At 60.5% G+C, this 6719-nt stretch carries 6 protein-coding genes; all 6 read right to left on the reverse strand.

The genetic code is table 11. The features are described 5' to 3' along the window. Positions 1 to 18: 18 nt before the first annotated feature. Positions 19 to 1443, reverse strand: coding sequence for an ABC transporter substrate-binding protein (locus PMI23_RS27430; protein ID WP_177321076.1), 1425 nt, complete (start codon positions 1441 to 1443; stop codon positions 19 to 21). A gap of 217 nt (positions 1444 to 1660) precedes the next feature. Beyond that, on the reverse strand, positions 1661 to 1906 hold the full coding sequence (locus tag PMI23_RS27435) for a 4Fe-4S dicluster domain-containing protein (protein ID WP_003225615.1): 246 nt from the start codon (positions 1904 to 1906) through the stop codon (positions 1661 to 1663). Between the two features lie 27 nt (positions 1907 to 1933). Further along, positions 1934 to 3664: a fumarate reductase/succinate dehydrogenase flavoprotein subunit gene (locus PMI23_RS27440; RefSeq protein WP_007918182.1), complete on the reverse strand. Its 1731-nt coding sequence runs from the start codon at positions 3662 to 3664 to the stop codon at positions 1934 to 1936. Continuing rightward, positions 3661 to 4428, reverse strand: coding sequence for a GntR family transcriptional regulator (locus PMI23_RS27445; RefSeq protein WP_007918183.1), 768 nt, complete (start codon positions 4426 to 4428; stop codon positions 3661 to 3663). Before PMI23_RS27445 ends, PMI23_RS27440 begins: the two co-directional genes overlap by 4 nt. Positions 4429 to 4611: 183 nt before the next feature. Continuing rightward, positions 4612 to 5577, reverse strand: coding sequence for a Gfo/Idh/MocA family protein (locus PMI23_RS27450; protein ID WP_007918184.1), 966 nt, complete (start codon positions 5575 to 5577; stop codon positions 4612 to 4614). Positions 5578 to 5588: 11 nt separating this feature from the next. Then, the gene (locus PMI23_RS27455; protein ID WP_007918186.1) at positions 5589 to 6476 is read right to left on the reverse strand and encodes a Dyp-type peroxidase; all 888 of its coding nucleotides are present in this window, start codon (positions 6474 to 6476) and stop codon (positions 5589 to 5591) included. Between the last annotated feature and the right edge of the window lie 243 nt (positions 6477 to 6719).

Genomic DNA, 6719 nt, shown 5'->3' on the forward strand with positions numbered 1-6719 from the left:
GGGGCTCTTGATCTTGAGTCAGCGGGCAGCAACCGCCTGGGCAGTGGCATCGCTGAAATCGAGGACCTTGCCACCCTGCGCCGAGGCATATTGCTGAGCCTGGCCCTTAAGCAGGAACGCGCTCAGGCGCCCCTTGGCATCACTGGCAAACCACGCCTGGTCCGCGAGCAGCTTGATCCCGCTGTCACTGGCCTGCGCATACACCGCCCGGACGTTTTTGCCTTCCTGCTTCAACGCCGCGAGCGCTGTGAATGCCTCTTCGGCTGACGCGTACTGGCGGACTTTGTCCTCACCGCGCACCCAGATTTCCGCAACATGGCTGAAGTCGGTGATTGCGTTACCGGTTGCGGCATCCGTAGCCTTCAGCGGCGTCTGCGCGTAGTTGGCCAACTGCGCCGTGTAATCCAGACCCGACGCCTTGAACGCCGCACGAATGTATTGATCGTCAATGAAGGTATTCAGATCGAGCCCGCGATCAGCCTTCTTCAGCAGCTTCAACGTGTCGATAGCCGTGCCGACCGCCTGGCGATATTCCGGCTTCCAGCTCAGGTCGCGGGTCTGCACGCCGAGCGGGCCGTGGAACAGATAATTCACTTCGGCATCGACCCCGGTGACTTTGGCGATCAGCTCGCTGTACTTCTCAGGCTCGGCGGCGAGCAATTGATTGGCCTCGATGCTCGCACGCAGGTACGCGACGACAACTTCCGGATACTTTTTGGCGAAAGCCTGATCCACCAGCGCGCCATGGAATGTCGGCGCATTGGCCTGTGCGCCGTCGTAGATCTTGCGGGCGAATCCACGGCTCGGGAACAACTCGGCGAAGGGCACGAAATCGGCGTGAGCGTCGATCTTGCCGGCCTGCAACGCCGAGCCGGCGACCTCCGGCGGCTGGGCGATGATGTTCACATCCTTGAGCGGATCCCAGCCCTGCGCCGCCACCGCACGCAGCAACATGCCGTGGGCGGTGGAGGCGAACGGCACGGAAATCGTCTTGCCCTTGAGTTCGCTCAGCGCCTGCACGCCCGACGCGCTCGGCACGACGATGCCGTTGCCGCTGCCCTTGATACTGCCCGAGAGCACGCTGATGAACAGGCTGTGTTTGCCGGCGGTTTCAAACGCAACACCGTTGAACGCACCGGGGAAATCAGCCATGGCACCGAAGTCGAGTTTGCCGGCGACCATCTCGTTGGTCAGCGGTGCGCCGCTGGTGAAGTTTTTCCACTGAACGTCGTACTTCGCGTCTTTGTAGACGCCGTCGTGGGGCAGGTATTTGTCGAGCAGGCCAAGTTCACGAATCAACAGCCCGCCAGCGGCGCAGTTGATGGTGGTGTCTTGGGTGCCGATGGCGATGCGGATGGTTTCGGCCGAGGCCGACACGGTGAACGAAGCCAGTACCAGACCGGCGATTGCTGCACGCAACATGAGTGTTTCCCCTCGAATCATTTATTTGAGTTCGTCTCCGCCACGATCAGGGCGCGGTGGGAAACGAGGGGTTTTCGGTGAATCCAGCGTCCGGGTGTTTCCGGGTAGCTTTTATGTTGTCCAGGCGGGCCTCATCGCTGGCAAGCCAGCTCCCACAGGGATTTTCAGTGGGACACAGATGTCGCTAACAACAGAGGAACCTGTGGGAGCTGGCTTGCCAGCGATGAGGCCCTTTCAATCAACGCAATAAATAGGGGATGTCGACTTTGACGGCACCCGTCGGGCAATCCTTCTCGCACGGCATGCAGTACCAGCATTCATCGAACGCCATGTAGGCCTTTTGCGTCGCCGGATTGATCGCCAGCAAGTCCATCGGGCAGACATCCACGCACACGGTGCAGCCCTTTTCGGCGATGCATTTGTCCTCGTCCACGGTGACGGGGGCGTTGGAGCGGAAGAAGATTTCCTGAGCTTGATAGGCCATGGTTCGGGCTCTCTGGTTATTGATGTATCAAGCGGCGAAAGCGCCGACCCGCAAACGGTCGTAAGCCTGCATTTCCTCGGCATCGAGCGGGATGATGTAAGGCTCGACGGCTTTCTTGAAACTGGTCATCTGGCCGTCCTCGCCCTTCTTCAAATGGCAATGGCAGAACCATTCGCTGTCGTTGCGTTGCGGGTGATCGACGCGATAGTGGTACAGGCCCCAGCGGCTTTCGGCGCGGAACAACGAGGCGCGCGCGGCCATTTCCGCGCAGTCGCGGATCACGCTGGTTTCCATCGCGCGCATCAGTTCGTGGGCGTTGTTGGCCTTCATCTGCTCGAGATCGCGTTCAATGTCGCTGAAGCGCTGCAGGCCGATCTGCATCTTTTTGGTCACTTTCGGCGGTTGCAGGTAGTCGTTAACGAAGCGCCGCAGCTTGTACTCGACCTGCGCTGGCGGCAGACCGTTTTCACGATCCAGCGGTGCGTAGACCCGGGCCTTTTCCTTTTCGATTTGCGCGGCATCCAGCGCGGAAAACTCGCGCCCGGCGACAAAGTCGGCGGCGTTGTGCCCAGCGAACCAGCCATACGTGAACGCGCCGAGCATATAGTTGTGCGGCACAGCGGCCATGTCACCCGCCGAGTACAACCCTTTCACCGAGGTCTCGGCACGCTCGTTGACCCACACCCCAGACGCCGAGTGGCCGCTGCAAAAGCCGATTTCGGAGATGTGCATTTCGACCATTTGCGTGCGGTAATCGGTGCCGCGATTGGCGTGGAACTGGCCACGGCTCGGGCGCTCGTTGCTGTGCAGAATTTCCTCGATGTTCTGGATGGTTTCTTCCGCCAGGTGATCGAGTTTGAGAAACACCGGACCGTTGCCGCTCTCCAGTTCCTGGTGGAACTCCCACATCATCTGCCCGCTCCAGTAGTCGCACTCGATGAAGCGTTCGCCCTTGTTGTTGGCGGTGTAGCCACCCAGCGGACCGGTGACGTAGGCGCAAGCCGGGCCGTTGTAATCCTTGATCAGCGGGTTGATCTGGAAGCACTCGAGGTTGGCCAGCTCGGCACCCGCGTGATAGGCCATCGCGTAGCCGTCACCAGCATTGGTCGGGTTTTCGTAGGTGCCCATCAGGTAGCCCGACGACGGCAGACCGAGACGCCCGGCCGCGCCACAGGCGAGGATCACCGCTTTGGCCTTGATCACATGGAAGTCGGCAGTGCGGCAGTCGAAGCCCATCACACCGTTGACGGTGCCCTCCGCGTCGGTCAGCAAACGCGTGCAGACGAGACGATTGGTGATACTCACCCGGGCGCGTTTCAACTGCCGATAAAGGACTTTTTTGATGTCGTGTCCTTCCGGCATCGGCAGCACGTAGGCGCCCATGTGGTGGACTTTTTTCACCGCGTAATCGCCGGTTTCGTCCTTCTCGAACTTCACGCCCCAGCGGTCGAGTTGCTCGATGGTTTCGAAGCTGTGCGTTGCATAGGCGTACACCGCCGCCTGATTGACGATGCCGTCGTTGGCGATGGTGATTTCCTTGGTGTACTGCTCCGGTGTCGAGTGGCCGGGAATGATCGCGTTGTTCAGGCCGTCCATGCCCATGCTGATCGCGCCGCTGCGTTTGACGTTGGCCTTGTCGACCAGCAACACGCGCAGGTCGCGGTTCTTTTCTTTGGCCTTGATTGCCGCCATCGGCCCGGCGGTGCCGCCGCCAATGACGACGATGTCGTATTCCTGTTCGAGCACGTTGCGGGTCATGCCTGCTCCCCTTTTTGCCGGTCGATCCGCAGGCGGTACTGAAACGCATCGCCACGGTAATAAAGGTGTTCGAAGTCCAGCGGCTGGCCTTGCGCGTCGTGGGTCAAACGTTCGATGCGCATGATCGGCGAGCCGGCCTCGACGTTCAGCGCCTGGGTCAGGTCGCTGTCGGCCAGCACCGCGTCGATGGCCAGATCGGCGTGGCCGAGGGCAATGCCGCAGTCGTTTTCGAGAATCAGGAAGATGTCACGGGTGACCAGATCGGCCTTCTCCAGGCGCTCGCCGACGGCTTTCGGCAGGTAGGTGATTTCCAGCGAGATCGGCTCACGGTTGATCAGGCGCACGCGTTTGATTTGCGTGACGATCTCGCCTTCGGCAACTTGTAAACGTTCGGCGACGCGCTTGTCGGCCGGGATGAATTTGAAGCTGCGCAGGCGGTTGATCACCTCGTAGCCACGCCCGGTCATCGACTCGGCGAGGCCTTGCAGGCTGCTGACGTTCTGAAAGGTTTTCGGCTTGGCGACGAAGGTGCCTTTGCCGTGGATCTTGAAGATCAGCCCTTCCTTTTGCAGATCGCCGAGCGCCTGGCGCACGGTGATGCGGCTGACTTTGAACAGCGCGCCGAGTTCGCTTTCGGAGGGCATCTGGCTGTCTTGCGGGTATTCGCCGTCGAGAATGCGCGCACGGAGAACGTCGCGCAGCTGGGTGTGCAGCGGGACACTTGATAAGGAGAGCGGGCTAAGAGAGAGAACGTTATCGGTCATCGCGGGATCACTTGTTATAACGAGTTATGACGTGATCTTAGAGTTGTTATGACAAGGTTAGAAATATTGTTTGGGCATAACCTTAGATTCGGTGTTGAAAATCAAAAGATCGCAGCCTTCGGCAGCTCCTACAGGGGATCGCGGTCTCATGTAGGAGCTGCCGAAGGCTGCGATCTTTTGATCTTAACGTTTGAGGATCTGGTCCATTACCCAGTCGGTCTTGAGCGCTTGTTCGGCGACTGCAGGGTGTGGTGAATCACCACGAATATGCGCATTCATGCCCAATACGTGATGCCACTGGATGTTTTCGTGATGAGGGATGTCCAGGCTGACGACTTCATCCGCATGCAGCTGCACAGAATGCTCATCAAACACCGAAAAACCGATCCGCCCGAGGCTGCCGATGATCTCGACCCGATCCTCACGCCGATCCGCAACAAAGCTCCAGCAACCCATGCCCAGCGCCCCGGAGGCGAACCGCCAACTGGCGCTGACCGCATCCTCTGCCGCGTACAACCCGGCCTGACGCGCGGTGAATCCGGCGACCTCGACAATGTCGCCAAGCAGATACTGGAACAGGTCAAAGCCATGACTGGCCAGATCGGCAAAGTAACCGCCACCGGCCACCGCCGGATCCGTGCGCCAATTGTCGCGACCGTCCAGATCCACCGGCGAAGGTGCCTTGGTCAGCGTCCAGCTCAAGTGCCGAACCTCACCGATGCGCCCCTCCGCCAACCATTGCCGCACCTGCGCAAAACGCGGCAACGAACGGCGATAGTAGGACACAAACAAGTGCAATCCGGCCTCGGCAAACACCTGCTGCATCTCGCGACTTTGTCCGGCATTCAGCGCCATCGGTTTTTCCACGCAGCAATGTTTGCCGGCGGCGGCGACTTTCAGGCTGTAGGCGTGGTGGCTGTCGGGTGGCGTGGCGATGTACACCGCGTCCACCTCGGGATCGTTGATCAGCGCATCGACGTCGGTGTAGACCCGCGCGATGCCGTGGCGCGCGGCGTAATCGGTCACCGCTTCGAGGCGTCGGCCCATCACCGCCACCAGCGCCGAACCGGGCGCTTTGTAGAAGGCCGGCCCGCTCTTGCGTTCAGCGACGCTGCCACAACCGATCATGCCCCAGCGCACCACGTCCATGTTCATTCCTTTTAGCCGATGCGCAAGGCGCGCAGATCGAGGTGACCGTCCTTCAGCGGCGGGCACCAGTAGTAGCCGCCAGTGATCGGCCGGCTGATGCGATACAGACCATCGGTGATGCCGTCTTCCAGACCACTCATACGGCGCAGTTGCGCTTCGAAGGCATCCAGCGAGAAGCCAAAAGCAAGGAACATCAGCCCGGCGCGATCACCTTCGATCCACGGCATCGAACGACGCACGACGAACGCTTCCGGGGCGAAGCTTTCCTGCGCAGTGCGTTTGACGTGGGCGGAGACCGGGGCGTCGTCGATCTCTTCGTTGTCGCTGAGGCGACGGCCCATGATGTTGTCTTTGTCGTCGGCGGACAGCTTGTGGAAACCCTTGAGGTCGTGCTGCCACTGCTGGATCGCGGCGAAGCTGCCACCGACCATGCCGTCAGCGCCTGCGCTTTGCAGGGCGGCGGCGATGGCCGCTTCGTCGTGCGGGTTTTCGGTGCCGTCTTCGTAACCGGTGAGGTCGTGGCCGTCCTTGTGGCGGAAGGCTTCCTGCATCTCGACCAGACGCAGGGCCGGGGCCAGTGCGGCCTTGAGGGCGTTGCAGCGGTTGAGCAGTTCACCACGGTCGACGCCGTGCAGCCAGACCCACAGTGCGTGCTGGGTCGACGGGTTTTCGACGCCAACGCCAGTCATGGCCGGGAAGCTGCGCAGGCCATCGATCTGCACGTTGAGGGCCTTGGCCAGGGATTCGCCGAAACCGACCACCGCCGACTGGCCGTCTACCTGATTGATCAGGTTGTCGATCGCCTGCGGCAGCGCTTCCACCGATTCAAGGGCGAAAAACAGATGACGTGCTTGCGCAGGAACTGGGGTGGCGAGAATGCCCGACTGGTAGTAACTCATGTGAACTCCTTGGGAAAGTGCGCGGGAGTTTACCTGTGACCGGAAGGTTTGTGGGGGTTTGGACGCAAGTCAAAATCCCCTCACCCTAGCCCTCTCCCAGAGGGAGAGGGAACTGATTCGGGGATATTAAAGATCTACACCGACTTGAACGTGCATCGGTGAATCCATAATCGACACAAGATCTTTCAGGTCGATGCATGACTCAAGACACTACGGTCGGCCCCCTCTCCCTCCGGGAGAGGG

Source organism: Pseudomonas sp. GM24 (assembly GCF_000282235.1).
GTDB lineage: Bacteria > Pseudomonadota > Gammaproteobacteria > Pseudomonadales > Pseudomonadaceae > Aquipseudomonas.